Source organism: Pseudofrankia coriaricola, from assembly GCF_032027725.1.
Classification (GTDB): domain Bacteria; phylum Actinomycetota; class Actinomycetes; order Frankiales; family Frankiaceae; genus Pseudofrankia.
Genome location: NZ_JASNFO010000030.1, coordinates 1 through 14,466, shown reverse-complemented (window position 1 = coordinate 14,466; position 14,466 = coordinate 1). Strand labels below are relative to the sequence as shown.

The window sequence follows — 14,466 nt, the reverse complement described above, 5'->3', positions numbered from 1 at the left end:
GTGGCGAGTCCGTCGGCACGCCCGAACAGGCCCTCAACTGCGCCTGCGGGCTTTACGCCGGCGACCCCACCGCCTGGATCGGCTGATCACCAGCCAGGCCAGCAAGATTTACGCGGAGCTGCACTAGGGAGCCGGTTCTGGACGTCCCAAGGGTCTCGGCATCAAGCCGCGCGGCGGATGTGACGTCGTTCTAGCGAGCAATATGCGCAACTCGGCCACAGAAGGTGACGGCGCATCAGCGCAGCGCCAACCCAGCCACGTCGTCAGCCCGGAATCAGGCCCACCACCGTCATACGCCTCAGCCTCGGTACCACGTGGGGAGCAGGGTCCCTGCCGGATCGGCGAAGCCGATCTGGGAGGTCAGGCTCAGCGCCCGACAGACGGCGCCCGGCGGCGGGCGCGAAGCGTCCGCCGCGGGACCGCCTCAGACGACGCCGCGGCGGGCCACGGCTAGGTCGGCGTCGCCGCGGATGGCCGCCACCATGCGCAGGATGCGACGGGTCGCTCCCACCTGGTGGGCGCGGAAGACGCGGGCGCCCAGCCAGGCGCTGACGGCGGTCGCCGCGAGGGTGCCCTCCAGCCGCTCCTCGACGGCCGCGTCGAGCGCCTCGCCGATGAAGTCCTTGTTCGACATCGCCATCAGCACCGGCCACCCGGTGGCGACCAGCTCATCGGTCCGCCTGGTCGCCTCGAGCGAATGCCGGCTGTTCTTGCCGAAGTCGTGCCCCGGGTCGATGATCACCGCATCAGGGCGCACCCCGGCCGCGACGGCGCGCTCGGCGAGTGCGCTGGTGGTGGCCACGATGTCGGCCACGACATCCGGATAGCTCATCCGGTGCGGGCGGGTCCGCGGCGGCAGGTGGCCGGCGTGCGTGCAGACCAGGCCCACTCCGCCCTCGGCCGCGACCTCGGCGAGTTCCGGTTCCACGCCACCCCAGGCGTCGTTGAGCAGGTCGGCTCCCTCGCCGACCACCACCCGGCCGACCTCGGCCCGCCAGGTGTCCACGCTGATCACCGCGTCCGGGTGGGCGGCGCGCACCCGGGCGACGAACCCGCCGATGCGGCGCAGCTCCTCGACCGGGCTCACCTCGCCGCCGGGGGCGGCCTTGACCGCGCCGATGTCGATGATCCCCGCGCCCTCGGCGATCGCCCGGTCGACGGCGGCCAGAGCCTCGGCCTCGCCGTAGGTGGAGCCGCGGTCGAAGAACGAGTCCGGTGTCCGGTTCACGATTGCCATGACGACCGTCTCGGTCGGCCCGAACACCCGCGTCCCGAGCCGCAGCGGCCCCGGCCGCCGCTCGGGACCCGGTGCCGCCCGCGCGGCTGCCTGGGGCGGACCTGTGGGCACGGCGACGTCACGAGACACACCCCGAGCCTGCCAGACCCCCCGACGCGCGTGCCGACCTCAGCCGCCCCGCTACTTGACGTCTACCCACGCGAGGGGTCCCCCGGGGTTCCTGCCGGATCGGCGGAGCTTGCGGACGGGGTCCCTGCCGGATCGGCGACAGGGTCCCTGCCGGATCGGCGGACGGGGTCCCTGCCAGATCGGCGAAGCCGATCTGGGAGGTCGTGATCTGGGAGGTCAGCGATCTGGGAGGTCGTGATCTGGGAGGTCCGGATCTGACGACCGGCCCGGATGGAGCAGGGCGTTCGGACAAGGGTCTAGCCGGGTCTGTCAGATCGGTGGGGAAGCAGGAGGGGTCCCCGCCGATCTGACTGCCGACCCCGAACCAGCGCCGAGCGTCCGGGACACGGTCTGGTTTGGCGTCTACCCAGGCGAGGGGTCCCCGCCGATCTGACTGCGGGCCCCGAACCAGCGCCGAGCATCCGGGCCGAGGACTGGTCGGGTCTGTCAGATCGGTGGGGGAGCTACCATCGGGGCGTGGTGCTCGTCATCGAGGTCCTCGTGATCGCCGCAGTGGTGTTCGTGGTCGCGGCACTTGCCGTCGGCTGGTTCGACCGGATGGCGCCGGCCCCACCGGACGCCGTGCCGACCGGCCTGCCGGCGACCGGTCCGGTCAGCGCGCGTGAGGTCGCCGCGGCCCGGCTCAACCTTGCCTTCCGCGGCTACCGGATGGCCGAGGTGGACGCACTGCTCGCCAGGCTCGCCAGCGAGCTGGCCTGGCGGGATGACGAGCTGGCCCGTCGCGACGAAGAACTGGTCCGGCTGGCCACATTTGCCCACGCGGATCTGCCGGCGTCTCCGCCGGCGTCGGGTACCGCCCCCACGGACGCGTTCTCGCCCACCAGTTCCCAGCCTCCGCTGGCCTAGACGATCGTTCTCCCGCTCGACCCGCCCGGGCTGCCCGCCGAACCTCGCACCGGCTCGCGGACCCGTCATAAACCGGGGCATCCGTGACATACCTTCTGTCCGGGTCCGCCTTCGAGTCTCCGTGGATCTACCGTTGGTCCGCCGCGCCGCCGGACCTATCAGCCGGCGTCGGGTCTGACCTGGCAGATCGGTGGGGCGGCTGCGTCGACCGTTGTGGCTCTGCGGAGGGCCGTGTTTCGGTTTGCTGCCCCGGCTACGGGATAATCGTCGGCAGACGTAGGTCCGACGGCAGGAAGAGGTGCACCGATGGCGGCCATGAAGCCGCGGACGGGTGACGGTCCGCTCGAGGTCACCAAGGAAGGGCGGGGGATCGTGATGCGTGTCCCGCTCGAGGGTGGGGGCCGGCTCGTCGTTGAGCTCACCGCTGACGAGGCGAGCGCGCTCGGCGACGCCCTCAAGACCGCGGTCGGGTAAGCCGGACGGCCCGCCCTGCTCGTCGCCCTCACAGCGCGGGGGTAGCTTCCGCGGGCTCGTGTCGGATGTCCGTCGGGAGAGCTTCCTCTGGACTGCCTGGAGGTCGAGCCTCGCTCTGCCTCGGCGCTCGACGCCGATGGGCAGGGAAGAACCGTCTCGGTCCGTGGTAGCTGATCGCGATCAGGGAAGTGTGACTATCTCCATCCGTGATGGTGACCTGGGGCGCTGGAGCGTCCCGGTGGTCACCCTACGACCCGGCGGTCCGGCCGCGCCGGATTCGTCCGCGCTCGCAGTGGTCGTGCTGTCGTCCGAGGAGACGGCTTCCGACGGCCAGGGCGGCTCGGGCGAAGCCGGCACGGCTGGCTCAGCCACGGTCAGGGATGGCTACCAGGTCAGCCCGATAGCGGGCGCCGCCTGCGCCGAACTTGGTATCAATCTTGACGCGCTGCTGACCACTCACACCTTCGGCGGCGACGCTGGCTCGGTTCTGTTGGTTCCGCTGGCCCGCGCCGAGCCCCCGGCCCGGCTTCTCCTGGTGGGCGCCGGCACCGGGAGCGGCGCCGACTGGCGCTCGGCCGGCGCGGCGCTTGCCCGCCGGGCCGGCGCCGGCGACCGGGTGGCGCTGGTCGCGGACCCGGACTCGGCGGCGCTGGCCGCGTTCACCGAGGGCCTCGCGCTCGCCTCCTACCGGCAGCCCCGCGGCGCCGGGAAGGCCGCGTCCGATGTCACCGCCGCCTCAGCGGATGCCGAGGTTGGCGATCTCTCCGCCGGACAGACCGACCTGCGGGGCGACGAGCGCGTCACCGACGCCGTGGACGCCGCGGATGCCTCCAGGGAGACGGATGAGGTCTCGCCGGCGGAGGAGCCCGCCGTGCCGGTGACGGGGCCGGAGCGCGGGCATGGCGTCGACGAGGTCATCGTCTGGACGTCGCGCGCGCTGACGCCGACGGAGCTGGCGGAGGCCGCGGAGGCGGTTCGACGGGCCGGCGTCCTCGCCAGGGCCGTGCTGACCGCCCGTGATCTCGTCAACATGCCAAGCCTGGTGAAATCACCGGAATGGCTCGCCGCGCGGGCGGTCGCGGCGGCGCGGGCGGCTGGGCTGGACGCGTCGTTGATGGACGTCCGGGAACTCGAGGCCCGCGGCTTCGGCGGCCTGGTCGCGGTCGGCGCGGCGTCGGTACGCCCGCCCTACCTGGTCGAGCTGCGCTACGACGGGCCGCCGACCGCTGACGGCGCCGAGCTGGGGCACCGCGTCCTGGTCGGCAAGGGGATCACCTTCGATTCCGGCGGGCTCTCGCTCAAGCCGGCGGGGTCGATGGCCGGGATGAAGACGGACATGTCGGGCGCGGCGGCCGTGCTCGCGACCATGGTCGCGCTGCCGGAGCTCGGCGCGCCCGGCCGGGTCACCGGGCTGCTCTGCATCGCGGAGAACATGATCGGAGCCGCGGCGATGCGCCCCGGCGACGTCATCACCTGCTGGGGCGGGCGGACGGTGGAGGTGCTCAACACCGACGCCGAGGGCAGGCTGGTGCTCGCCGACGGGCTGGCGTACGCGGCGGGCGCGCTCGGCGCGGACCTGCTGGTGGATCTCGCCACCCTGACCGGGGCGATCTCGGTCGCGCTCGGCCGGCGCACCGCCGGCCTGTTCGCGTCCGACGACGCGCTCGCTGACGGGCTCACCGCGGCGGCCGCGGAGGCTGGCGAGCGGGTCTGGCGGCTTCCGCTCGTCGAGGAGTACCGCCCGGCGCTGGAGTCGCCGGTCGCCGATCTCGCGAACATCGGCCGGGCGCTGGACGTGGGCGGCGGGTCGATCACGGCGGCGCTGTTCCTGCGCGAGTTCACCGACGGGCTGCCCTGGGCGCACCTGGACATCGCCGGTACGGCCCGCGCGGACTCCGACGACGCCGAGATCACCCGGGGCGGCACCGGCTGGGGCGTGCGCACCCTGTTGCGCTGGCTCACCACGGCGGCGGCGCCGACGGCCGCCGACTCCTCGGTCCCGGCCGCCGTCCCGGCTTCCTGACGCCGGGCCGGCGGCGCCGTTCCTGGGCCGGCGGCATCGCCGCTGGCCGGTGGTGCCGCTCGCGCCCGGCTTCTGGCCCGAGTTCAGACGTTCGGCGCGTCGAGTCCCCGTTCGGCCTCAGCCGCCTGATGGATCGGGCTCAGCCGCTCGCGGGCCCAGCGCAGGCTGTCATGCTCGCCGAGCCGCTCGCGCCAGCCGGCCAGTGCCTTCTCGATACTCGCCAGGTCGGCGACGGCGAGGATTTCCACCTTCATCTCGTCGACGTCGGCCTGGTGGACGTTGTAGTGGTCGAAGACCGCCGCCAGCAGGCCACCGCCCGGGTGGGGCTCGCGCACGGCGTAGATCTCACCCGTCACCTCGACCCAGCTCAGCCGGTAGGTCGACGACGGGTCCGTGTGATCGGTCCACCCTTCGCCGAAGGAGATCTCCTCGGACTCCTGCCGCCGCGGGTCGGCCGTGTAGAACTCGTGGACGTTCACAGAGGTGCGGTTCCCGTTGGGAGCCGGCGTCAATCTGCCCCGTTGGTCCCGAATCGCCAGGCCGGGTGGCACCACGGACGGCGGCCCCGGATGCTCAGCCGGCCGTGGCCGTGGCGTCCGGCGCCACGGCGGCTGACGTCGCGAGCGCGGCGAGCGCGTCCCCATAGCCGTCCGCGTCCGCCTTTTTGAGGTAGCGCGACACCCGCAGCACTACTCCGCCGTGCTGGTAGTCGGCCTCTTGAACCAGCTGGCTCGAGGAACTGATCGTCCGCAGCTGCTGAACCCGGGAGCTCGCGGCGGCCGGATCGGCGAAGACCTCGATGCTGCCACCCTGCTCGACCGGGTCCTTGCTGGTGACACCCGCCGGGCTGATGCCGGTCCTGGCGTCCAGGAAGGCGATCTTGCTGGTGTAGCCGCCCGGCTTGCCGAGCAGCTGGTTCGGGTCGCTCGACGCGTCATAGACGATCGAGGTGCGCAGTGGCACGCCGGCGCCGAGCAGCCGGATCGCCACCTGTTCGGCGGTCAGGCCGGCCAGCGGGTCGGCCGCGGTGGCGGCGTCGGCGGTCGGCGTGACCGCCGGCGTGGGGGTGCCGTCGCTCCCGGTGGTCATCCGGTTGAGGGTGAAACCGATCAGGCCGGCGACGACGGCGACGCCGACCAGGAACGCGGCGAGCGAGCCGTTGCTGCCCTGGTCGCCGCGACCGCCGACGGAGAGCGGATGACGCCGACGTGACGGGTGGCGGCGCTCCCTGGGATCCCCACCGGAAGTGCCACCACCGAACCGCTTGCCCGACATGATCCTTCCCCCAGGTGCCGCTTCGTTCCACGGTGCGCGGACACCGCCACTCGACATTAGTTCGCCGTCGCGTGCGCCTGAGCAGGGCCCCACCGCCGCCGCCTCGACCGCCCGCGTGCCTGTCGGAATGCCGACATGCTTACCGCGCCTTCAGGCGGCCCTAAGCCAATGGGAGTGAGCTGGAAAACGTGACAGCACCACCACCGGCTCGTGGGCCCGGACCCGCCGGCCGACCTCCCAGACCGCCAGCCGCCCGGACCGACGAGGCCGGCTCGCCGGGAACCCTGTCGCCGATCCGGCGGGAACCCCGGAGATCCCGGCTACCCGACGGGCGAGGACTTCGCGACGGCGGCCACCAGCAGGCCGTCGCCGGCGTTCAGCAACATCGGGGTGAGCCGGGCATCGTCGCGGACCGCCGTCGCAAGCTCCCGGATGGCCATGACCTCCGGGTTGCGAACCGCTGGGTCGGCGGCGAGGCCGTCGATAAGGATGCCCGCGAACACAACCACACCGCCCGGACGCAGCAGCCGCAGCGCCTGGGTGAGGTACTCGGTGCCCTCCCGGCGGTCCGCGTCGCAGAACACCAGGTCGTAGGCCCCGTCGGTGAGCCGAGGCAGGACGTCCAGGGCGCGGCCGGTGATCAGGCGGCTGCGGTTGGACGCCATCCCGGCGTCCGCGTAGGTGCGCCTGGCCAGCCGGAGGTGTTCGGCCTCCACGTCGATGGTGGTCAGCGTGCCGTCCGGCCGCATCCCGCGCAGCAGCCAGGTACCCGAGACACCGGTCCCGGTACCGATCTCGACGACGGCACGCGCGCCCACGGACGCGGCCAGGAAACGCAACACCGCGCCGGCACCGGGGCTGACCGGGAGAATCCCGACCTCCTCGGCACGTGCGCGGGCAGCACGAAGGATGGGGTCTTCCAGCAGGAAGCCCTCGGCGAAGGCGGCGGCTCGATCGTGTGCGCCGATGTCGGTGTCCGGCATGACAAACGCAGCCTACGGGAACGGCGTGCAAGAGCGGCGCGTTGCATCGTTCATCAAAGTTCGTGTCGAGCCATGTCGCACACTGCTACCGCGTCGTCCTAGCAGACCGAGAGGAGAAGGGCTCGTGTCCGCAGCGGGAATTGCCGCGCCATGGCCTGCCCGTCGAGTACGGTCGTCGTTCAAAGTCGACCGAGAGGCAGCCGTGAACGGACCGGACGCCAAGCCGTCCGTCCTGGCGGCCCAGCAGGCCTCGGCGGTCGTGCCCAGCCCAACGGCCGATGCGGCCTGGGTGCCACCGTCCTGGGAGGACGTGGTCAAGGAGCACGGCAACCGGGTGTACAGGCTTGCCTACCGGCTCACTGGCAACGCGCACGACGCGGAGGACCTCACCCAGGACGTCTTCGTCCGGGTCTTCCGGTCGCTCGCCGACTACACCCCCGGCACGTTCGAGGGCTGGCTGCACCGGATCACCACCAACCTGTTCCTCGACCGGATGCGCCGCCAGCAGAAGATCCGCTTCGACGCGCTCCCGGAGGACACGGAACGGCTCGCGGGTCGTGAGGCGAGCCCGGAGGCCGTGTACGCCGAGGCGCACCTGGACGCGGACATCGAGGCCGCGCTCGCGGCGCTGCCACCGGACTTCCGTGCGGCCGTCGTCCTCTGCGACATCGAACAACTGTCCTACGAGGAGATCGCGCAGACGCTGGGCGTCAAGCTCGGCACCGTGCGCAGCCGGATCTCGCGGGGCAGGGCGATGCTGCGCGCCGCGCTGGCGGATCGCGCCCCGCGCGAGTCACGCCTGGGCGTGGCGCTGCCGACCCAGGCCCTGACCGCCGAGATCGGCGCGGTACCGCCCGCGTCGGCGGCCCCGGCCGACGTCGTCCCGCCGGCCTCGTCGCTGCCTCCGGCGGAGGCGGCTCTCTCTCGGGAGGGGGGAACGCGGCCGCGTGGCCGCCGACGTCGCGCGACCGCGGGCGTGGTCGGCGTCGAGATCGGCGCGGCGCGGGAAGGCCGCGCGTGACGCCGCACCTCGGCGAGCGGCTCTGCCCGCTCGTGGACGGCCAGCTTTGCCACGATGAGCGAGACCGGGCGTTGGCCCATCTGGCGCACTGCGCCGCCTGCCGCGAGGAGGTCGCGGAACACCGGCGGATGAAGCAGCGGCTGTCTGGCCTGTGGGCCCCGTCACTGCCGGAGGGCCTGGCCGACCGGCTTGTCGGTCTCGGCGGGACGCGGCAGCAGCCGCTGGCACCGACCGGCGCCGCGGGTGGCCGCGGTGCGGCGGTCCATCGTCCCGGGCCGGTGCGGCCGGGCGGCGCGAGCCGGCGGCGCGCGGCGCACCCGCGCCTGCCGCTGGCGGTGCCGACGAGCCTGGCCGCGTTAGGACCGTCGCCGTGGGGGCGGCTGGCCGCACCACACGGCCGGGTCGACCTGGCGGGGGCCGCGGTCGATCTGTCGCGCCCGCGCCCGCGGTCTCCCCGGGCCGGGGGCATCCGGCGGATCCGCCGCCTGGAGGAGGGCCGGGCCGGTCGTGGCCAGGCGAGAGTGCGCAGGACCCTGGTCGGGTCCGCCGCGCTCATGCTGCTGACGGTGACCGGCGCCGCCGTGGGGGACCAGCCGACCGTCGCGCGCGGAACAACTATCCGCCCGCCCGCTCCCGCCACCCAACTACCTGTGGTCAACAGGGGCGGGACGACGCCATTGGTCTCGTCGGTTTCGTTCGCCGCCCGAGGCTGAGCCGCCGCGGAATTCGGCTACCAGGGCCACCGCATGGCGTATCTAGGTCACGTTGCGCCCTCCAGGCCGTGAATCGGCTACCTGATGTGGGTTGTCTGTCCAACCGCTGTGGGTAGGTTCACCAACAGGCTTTACCGTGTATTCCGCGCACGCCGCCCTGGGCAGGCGGGCCCAGGGGCCCGGGTTCCTTCCGAGTGGTGTGGGCGTGATCGGAGGGCCTGTGGGCGTGACCGACGACGGTGAGTCTCTGCGTCGCGACACCGCGCAGGCGGGCGCCCTGGGACGGGTCGCGCTGGAACGGGCGCAGGCTCTCGCGGACGCCGTCCTACCCGCCGACCTGGCCGGAGGCCGGGACGCGGGCACCGATCGGTCCTCCGACGCGCGAGCGTTGTCAGTCGCCTCCGCCGCCGCCCCGCCGGCGGTCGAGAAGACCCCGGCAGAGCGCGGGTCCCCGTCGGAACCGGCGGATCCGGCCGGCCCGGCTGGTGGGAAGACCGACGCACCACAGACCGCTCGGCCCGAGCGGAGCTCGCCATCGGCGGGCTCGGCGCGAGAGCGAAGCCCCGGGTCGGCCAAGGCGGCCGAGAGCCCGGCCAAGGCGGCCGAGAGCCCGGCCAAGGCCGCCTCGGCGAGCCCTGCGCCCGCGAGCGCGGCGCCGACTGGCGTCGCGTCGGCGGCGCGAACCACCACGGTCCGCGGGCCTGAACGCCCCGCCTGGTGGCGCACCCGGGCCGACGAGCCCAGGACGGACGCACGGGACGACTCCGACGAGACGCCGTCCGGGGCCGAGCAGGCGAAGCCCGCCGCCGCCTCCCCGGCTCCTCCGGCTCCCGCCTCGGCGCCGCGTCCACCCGCGTCGCCCCCGCCTGGTGACGCCCGGCGCTCCTCCTCGTCCTCGGCGCCGCCGGCGGACGCCGTTGACCTGGACCGCGCCGGCGAGGATCGTCGCGAGTCGACGACCCGTGCCGACGGCGCGCCGTCGGCACGGGCCTCGGCTCCACGGCCGCCGGTGGCGCCGCCGTCCGAGCGGCGGTCACCACCCCAGAGGCCATCGCCTCAGAGATCAACGCCCCAGCGGCCATCGACCCAGACCCCACCCGCCCAGGCCTCGCCCGAGACCCCGCCTACGCAGCGGACGCCGGGCTCGGCCGGCGGCCAGCCGGCGGCGTCGGCGCGGACCGCGACGCCCGCTGCGCCGGGTGCCGCTCGTCCCGCGCGTCCCGCTCATCAGCATCGGCGCACCCCGTCGTCGGAGCAGGCCTCGGCGGCGGGCGCGCCCTCGAAACCCGCCGCCTCGACGCCACGGATCGTCTCGGTCGGCGGTCTGCGCGGCGAGCAGGCGGCACCAGTCGCGCCACGCCACGCGGCCGAGCAGGAACGCCCCGAGGGCGAGGCCGGCCGGCGGCGGTTCGGTGGGCGCGCGCTCGCGGTGGTCGCGCTCGTGGCCGGCCTCGTGGGCGGCCTCGTGGGCGGCGTGTGCGTCGCCTGGCTCGCTCCCGATGACTCGGGTTCCGCCGTCGTTGGATCCGGCATGGTGGTCGGCACGGATGCGCCGGCCGGGAGCGCGGGGTCGGTCGCCGACGCGGCGGCGCGAGCGCTGCCGTCCGTGGTCACGATCAAGGTGCGGGGGCAGCAGGGCAGTACGGGATCCGGAGTGATCGTCCGCCCGGACGGCTACATCCTCACCAACGCCCACGTCATCGCGCCGGCCGCGAACGGCGCGGGTGAGATCGTCGTCATCCGCTACCAGGACGTCACCGAGATCCCCGCGCAGCTCGTCGGCCAGGACCCGAAGACCGACCTGGCCGTGATCCGGATCAACGTGGACGGGCAGCTGCCAGCGGCGACACTCGGCCGGTCCAGCTCGCTGCGGGTGGGCACCCCGGTCATCGCCATCGGCGCTCCGCTCGACCTGCAGGGCAGCGTGTCCACCGGGATCGTCAGCGCTCTCGACCGGAGCCAGTCGGAGCCGACCGGAGGCGGGGGATCCTCGCAGCTGAGCGCGGCGATCCAGACCGACGCGGCGATCAACCCTGGAAGCTCGGGCGGTGCGCTGGTGGACGGCAACGGTCAGGTTGTCGGCATCAACACCGCCATCGCTTCGGTTCCCGGGGCGCCGGCCGGTGACGACGGTCAGACCGGCAGCATCGGCGTCGGCTTCGCCATTCCGATCGACTATGCGCGTTCCATCGCTGACGAGATCATCCAGACCGGCCACGCGACCCATCCCTACCTCGGGATATCGGCCGCCACCGTCACCCAGACGGACGCGGCGGCCACCGGGCGCGTGCCGGGGGCGCTGGTCCGCGAGCTCGACCCGAGCGGCCCGGCGGCGGCTGCCGGCCTGCGGGTCGGGGACGTCGTGACGAAGATCGACGACGTCGTGGTCTCTGGGGCGAACGAGCTGTTGGAGACGGCCAGGCGACACCACGTCGGCGACCGTGTCACCGTGCGGTATCAGCGCGCCGGGCGCGACGCCACCGCCCAGGTGACCCTGACCGAGCAGAAGAACTAGGCCCGACCGGGTCCGCCGCCGATCCAGGCGGCGTGCGGGACCTCGCGTGCCGTGGAAACGATTTCGCTCGGTAGGATTCCGCCGCCAGGCGGAGCTGACCCGGCGCGAAAACGACAGGACGCGGCGACGAAGGTGGTCCGATTGGTCGCTGGATACCTGCTTGTCACCTGAGAGTCCTACGCGCGCGAGTCCGGCGGAGGTACGCTCTGGCCGTGTTCAACGGGCTTGGATGGGGTGAAATCGCTGTCCTGCTCCTGATCGGACTGTTCGTGTTCGGTCCGGACAAGCTTCCCCGGGTCGCCAGGGACGCCGGCAGGATGCTGCGGCAACTGCGGCAGATGGCGAACGGAGTTCGTGATGATCTGCGCTCCGAGCTCGGTCCCGAGATCGCGGATCTCGACATCCGCGATCTGCACCCGAAGACGTTCGTCCGCAAGCACCTGCTCGAGGACGGGGACGAGGACCTGTTCCCGTCCTACCTGAACAAGCAGGGCAAGCTGGATCTCTTCGGTGACGAGCCCTCGGCTGGCCCGTCGCTGACCAAGGACCGGGTGCCCGGCGGCCCCGCAGCCTCCTCGGGAAGGCCCGCGAAGTCAGCGGAGGCCAAGGCCACCAACCGGGTCCACACCTCGGCGGACGCGGCCACCCCGTGGGACACCGACGCCACCTGATCCCCGCGTCGCTTTGCGGGCGCGCCGTTGTCTAGGCGTCCGTTGTCTAGGCGTCCGGGCCGTGGCTCCTGGGATGGCTCTCGGCACCGCAGGAGCCGTGTTCGGTCGCCGGGGCGGCCAGTCGGCCGAGCAGGGCGCCGAGAAGCTCCAGCTCCTCGGGGGAGTAGCGGGACAGGACGTGGCGGGCCACTCCACGCAGGTGGGTGCCGGAGGCCGTACGCAGCCGCGCAAGGCCGGCCGGCATGAGTACCGCGAGCGTCCCGCGCAGGTCGGACGGGCAGGATCTGCGCTCTACCAGGCCCTCGCGCACCAGCCGGTCGACGAGTCGCGTCAGCCCGCTGCGGGACAGCAGCACCGCGTCGGCGAGCTCGCTCATCCGCAGCGCGCCGTCCGGCGCCTCGGACAGCTGGACCAGCACGTCGTAGGAGGCGAGCGGCAGTTGGTGCGTCTCCTCGAGCTCGGCCTCGAGCACCCGGGTGACCTGCGCATGCGCGCGCAGCAGGCCCCGCCAGGCGCGCATCCCGCGCGCGTCGACCCGCTCGGCCGCCGGATCCGCTGAGCCGCATCCCGGCTCGGCCGCGCCGGCCGGAGCCAGCGGTGCCCTCCGCGGCTCGGTGGGCCTTGTCTGCTCGCTCGCGGCGTCCGGCCGAGCGGGGTCTGGCCGTGGGGAAGGCCCGTCTCCCTCAGGGGGCGCCGCTTGCAAACTCACTCGATCAGCGTACGTCGGTGACGGGACAGACGCCGTGGGCACCGGCGCCATCGACGGGGCGCGAGGCTGACGCGGTCGCCGGGTCCCGTCCCTGCGTACTCCATCCTCGGCCCCGTTCCGCCGGCGAGGGCGCGATGCCTGGCCGGACGGAATCGGCGAGGCGGCCCGCTTGCAGGCGGGAGCGGGGCATACGCGGGCCGGCGGCCCGAGTGGGGCCGCCTGGCCGCGACGCGGGCTATGGTGGAAGTCCGTACGTGTTCGCTGGACCGGCTGGCGGCACTCCCGCGCGTGTCACCACGCGCGGGGAGATGGCCGTCCCGGCTGGTCAGGCGGCCACGGCGCGGCCGGGCGGTCGCGATGCCGCCGAGAGGGGTACCGCTTCGCGGCGGGTGTGGCTCACCCCACGCCATGGCGTCTCTCACGCGTCGGCCGGGCGTCGTCCGACGCCGACCTCGTCGGACGCCGACGTTGTCCCATCCAGAGTCCAGTTCAGGTCCCCACACTGCCGGTACCTGCCGCTTCGCGGCGGTAGCCAGACGGCTGAGGTTTCGTTGCCAGCTCCCACTCCTACCTCTGACGCGGTCCAGGCGGCGCTCGCGACCGTCCTCGACCCCGAGATCGGCCGGCCGATCACCGAGCTCGACATGGTCGAGGCCATCCAGATCCGCGGCGACGGCTCGGTGGACGTGGTGGTCCTTCTCACGGTGTCGGGCTGCCCGATGCGTGAGGAGATCATCGCCAGGGTCGACCGCGCGGTTCGCACCATCGAGGGCGTCACCGACGTCCGCGTCGCGCTGTCCGTGATGGCGCCGGAGCAGCGGGCCGCCCTGCACGAGAAGCTGCGCGGCGGCGTGGCCCCGAAGGCGATCCCGTTCGCCCAGCCGGGCTCGCTCACCCGGGTCTACGGGGTGGCGAGCGGCAAGGGCGGCGTGGGCAAGTCGTCGGTCACCGTCAACATCGCCGCGGCGATGGCTCAGTCAGGCCTGAAGGTCGGTGTTCTCGATGCGGACATCTACGGGCATTCGGTGCCGCGGATGTTCGGCATCGATCGCGGGCCCACGCAGGTCGAAAAAATGATCATGCCGCCGCAGGCGTATGGCGTCCGCGTGATCTCCACGGGCATGTTCACTCGGGGGAACCAGCCGGTTACCTGGCGCGGGCCGATGCTGCACCGGGCGCTGGAGCAGTTTCTTTCCGACGTCTTCTGGGGCGACCTGGACGTGCTGCTCCTCGACCTGCCACCCGGCACCGGCGACATCGCGATCTCGCTGGCCCAGCTGGTGCCATCGTCCGAGCTGCTGATCGTCACCACCCCGCAGGTGGCCGCGACCGAGGTCGCCGAGCGGGCCGGCACGATCGCCGCTCAGACCAGGCAGAACGTGGTCGGCGTCGTGGAGAACATGGCCTACCTGAGCTGCCCGCACTGCGACGAGCGGATCGACCTGTTCGGTGCCGGTGGTGGCGCCGCCGTCGCCGAGCGGCTCACCAAGGTGCTCGGCCACGACGTGCCGCTGCTGGCGCAGATCCCGATCGACGTCCGGCTGCGTGAGGGCGGCGACGCCGGCATGCCGCTGGTCGTCGCGGATCCCGACTGCGAGGCCAGCAAGCAGCTGCGCACCGTCGCCGACCGGCTCAGCCACCGCTCCCGCGGCCTCGCCGGCCGCTCGCTCAACCTCTCGCCGGCCCGAGGCCTGGGCGCGCCCAAGCACGCGCACTGACCCGCGGGTCGAGCCACGACAGCGGGTGGGGTGGGGGGGGGCCCGCCCCCCGCGGGGCCCCCCCCCCGCGGGGGGGGTGGGGGGACAACCCC

At 73.3% G+C, this 14,466-nt stretch carries 13 protein-coding genes; 8 read left to right on the top strand and 5 right to left on the bottom strand.

All coding sequences use genetic code 11. From position 1 onward, the window contains the following. Window positions 1-424 precede the first annotated feature (424 nt). Window positions 425-1,366: a dihydropteroate synthase gene (gene folP / locus QOZ89_RS16785; protein WP_491677179.1), complete on the bottom strand. Its 942-nt coding sequence runs from the start codon at window positions 1,364-1,366 to the stop codon at window positions 425-427. Between the two features lie 516 nt (window positions 1,367-1,882). Between folP and QOZ89_RS16780 the strand changes: the two genes are divergently transcribed. From QOZ89_RS16780 to QOZ89_RS16770, 3 genes are all read left to right on the top strand, one after another. Continuing rightward, window positions 1,883-2,272 carry a DivIVA domain-containing protein gene (locus QOZ89_RS16780; protein WP_116271694.1) on the top strand — a complete coding sequence of 130 codons (390 nt, stop codon included), beginning with the start codon at window positions 1,883-1,885 and terminating at the stop codon, window positions 2,270-2,272. Between the two features lie 306 nt (window positions 2,273-2,578). Further along, entirely contained in the window at window positions 2,579-2,746 is a 168-nt protein-coding gene (locus QOZ89_RS16775) for a DUF3117 domain-containing protein (protein WP_007511639.1), read from the top strand. Window positions 2,747-2,984: 238 nt separating this feature from the next. After that, window positions 2,985-4,769, top strand: a complete 1,785-nt coding sequence (locus QOZ89_RS16770) for a leucyl aminopeptidase family protein (RefSeq protein WP_312624178.1) — start codon at window positions 2,985-2,987, stop codon at window positions 4,767-4,769. Between the two features lie 83 nt (window positions 4,770-4,852). Here QOZ89_RS16770 and QOZ89_RS16765 read toward each other — a convergent pair whose 3' ends face one another. From QOZ89_RS16765 to QOZ89_RS16755, 3 genes are all read right to left on the bottom strand, one after another. Then, a complete protein-coding gene (locus QOZ89_RS16765) occupies window positions 4,853-5,248 on the bottom strand; it encodes a hypothetical protein (RefSeq protein ID WP_071051404.1) in 396 nt (131 codons plus the stop codon). A 94-nt stretch (window positions 5,249-5,342) separates the two neighbouring features. Beyond that, window positions 5,343-6,044, bottom strand: a complete 702-nt coding sequence (locus QOZ89_RS16760; protein WP_083419305.1) for a PGRS family protein — start codon at window positions 6,042-6,044, stop codon at window positions 5,343-5,345. A gap of 320 nt (window positions 6,045-6,364) precedes the next feature. Then, window positions 6,365-7,027, bottom strand: coding sequence for an O-methyltransferase (locus tag QOZ89_RS16755; RefSeq protein WP_071051403.1), 663 nt, complete (start codon window positions 7,025-7,027; stop codon window positions 6,365-6,367). Between the two features lie 232 nt (window positions 7,028-7,259). On the opposite strand from QOZ89_RS16755, the gene sigE reads away from it, so the two are divergent. From sigE to tatB, 4 genes are all read left to right on the top strand, one after another. Then, window positions 7,260-8,048, top strand: coding sequence for an RNA polymerase sigma factor SigE (gene sigE / locus QOZ89_RS16750; RefSeq protein ID WP_071051430.1), 789 nt, complete (start codon window positions 7,260-7,262; stop codon window positions 8,046-8,048). After that, entirely contained in the window at window positions 8,045-8,761 is a 717-nt protein-coding gene (locus tag QOZ89_RS16745) for a hypothetical protein (protein WP_312624177.1), read from the top strand. The genes sigE and QOZ89_RS16745 overlap by 4 nt, the downstream gene beginning before the upstream one ends. 220 nt (window positions 8,762-8,981) lie before the next feature. Beyond that, the gene (locus tag QOZ89_RS16740) at window positions 8,982-11,276 is read left to right on the top strand and encodes a S1C family serine protease (RefSeq protein ID WP_312624176.1); all 2,295 of its coding nucleotides are present in this window, start codon (window positions 8,982-8,984) and stop codon (window positions 11,274-11,276) included. Between the two features lie 212 nt (window positions 11,277-11,488). After that, window positions 11,489-11,947 (top strand): Sec-independent protein translocase protein TatB, encoded by a 459-nt coding sequence (gene tatB / locus QOZ89_RS16735; RefSeq protein WP_071051397.1) that lies wholly within the window; start codon window positions 11,489-11,491, stop codon window positions 11,945-11,947. A gap of 46 nt (window positions 11,948-11,993) precedes the next feature. Here the strand turns inward: tatB and QOZ89_RS16730 are convergent, their stop codons facing one another. Beyond that, window positions 11,994-12,467 carry a MarR family winged helix-turn-helix transcriptional regulator gene (locus QOZ89_RS16730; RefSeq protein WP_083419303.1) on the bottom strand — a complete coding sequence of 158 codons (474 nt, stop codon included), beginning with the start codon at window positions 12,465-12,467 and terminating at the stop codon, window positions 11,994-11,996. A 740-nt stretch (window positions 12,468-13,207) separates the two neighbouring features. Between QOZ89_RS16730 and QOZ89_RS16725 the strand changes: the two genes are divergently transcribed. Further along, complete coding sequence (locus tag QOZ89_RS16725; RefSeq protein WP_071051396.1) at window positions 13,208-14,374, top strand: Mrp/NBP35 family ATP-binding protein; 1,167 nt, start codon at window positions 13,208-13,210, stop codon at window positions 14,372-14,374. The last annotated feature ends 92 nt before the right edge of the window (window positions 14,375-14,466 follow it).

Excerpts from the sequence above, each read along its gene's own strand:
- QOZ89_RS16755 (WP_071051403.1), bottom strand. The coding sequence starts at position 7,027 with ATGCCGGACACCGACATCGGCGCACACGATCGAGCCGCCGCCTTCGCC.
- QOZ89_RS16730 (WP_083419303.1), bottom strand. The coding sequence starts at position 12,467 with ATGCGCGCCTGGCGGGGCCTGCTGCGCGCGCATGCGCAGGTCACCCGG.
- QOZ89_RS16775 (WP_007511639.1), top strand. The coding sequence starts at position 2,579 with ATGGCGGCCATGAAGCCGCGGACGGGTGACGGTCCGCTCGAGGTCACC.
- QOZ89_RS16760 (WP_083419305.1), bottom strand. The coding sequence starts at position 6,044 with ATGTCGGGCAAGCGGTTCGGTGGTGGCACTTCCGGTGGGGATCCCAGG.